This is a genomic window from Candidatus Marinimicrobia bacterium CG08_land_8_20_14_0_20_45_22, from assembly GCA_002774355.1.
GTDB lineage: Bacteria > Fidelibacterota > UBA2242 > UBA2242 > UBA2242 > 0-14-0-20-45-22.
On sequence record PEYN01000083.1, the window covers coordinates 1 to 1,015 of the forward strand.

The window sequence follows — 1,015 nt, forward strand, 5'->3', positions numbered from 1 at the left end:
AATTGGGCGCCGATGCTCTGAAGATTCCCTACACCGGCGACGCGGCATCTTTCCGGAAATTGGGGCTTAAAGGAAAAAAATAGCTGCTAATTTGCCAGAATTTCAGCAATGATTTTCAATTTTACCTGCTTACTGTAACCGCGATGGACCCGGGTTAATTCTTTCAGTTTTGCATTGAGACTTTCCAAGCAATTTGTTGTATTTGGAATTCCAAGATCAGGATAATCCTGGTAGGTAAATAGGTAAGGTAGGTTTGTGAAGATACTGCGCCTGGCCGAACGTAATCGTCGATGCGTATAATGCCATTTACCGGCGTCATCACGGGTTCGTTCACTCAGGAAGCCGAACCATTTTTCACTCCATTTATTAAAAATATAAATGAATTCATCTTTTTCCATTTTACATAAATACTTGCAGATTTCTTTTAATTCTCCGGCGGATTCAAGTCTTGGATTCAGAGTAAGATAACGCCGCAGGATCATGAGTTGATGAAACTGACACATCTGAACCGGGATACCTGAAAACACTTCCCGAACACCCTTTCTCCCGTCAATTACAACGGCAGTTATCGTGAATCCTTTTCGTTCGATCCGACGTCTTAACTCTAAATATGTGGAGGACTTTTCATAAGTGATTATTGAGTAATCAACGACTCGATTTAAGGTCGATGAATAAAATATACAGACGCCTTCATTACGGCTAAAATAAGTGGTGTCTGCAATCATGACGGTCTTGTCGGGCCTAAGGATTGGCTTGATTATTTGATAAGATTTTAGTCGCTCTTGAATCCATTTGGAACTACGCCCGTATTCCTTTGCCAAGGAATCTAAAGTGTGCCTCTCCCAAATATATTTGTTCCATAGTTTTTGGATCTTGGTGCTATTAATTGAACGTTTATTGTGAAAATATTTCTTACAGGTTTCCTGGATTCAAGTATTAAGTGCAACAACTGACACCTCCAAAAAATACCTGATTAGGTGTTTTAAATCCAAGACATTTTCTTGGTCGGTTATTC

Annotated in this window: 1 protein-coding gene; it reads right to left on the bottom strand. The window is 39.9% G+C overall.

Features of this window, described 5'->3' with window-relative positions:
* Positions 1 to 86: 86 nt before the first annotated feature.
* Positions 87 to 725, bottom strand: coding sequence for a hypothetical protein (locus COT43_05180; protein ID PIS28946.1), 639 nt, complete (start codon positions 723 to 725; stop codon positions 87 to 89).
* Positions 726 to 1,015 lie beyond the last annotated feature (290 nt).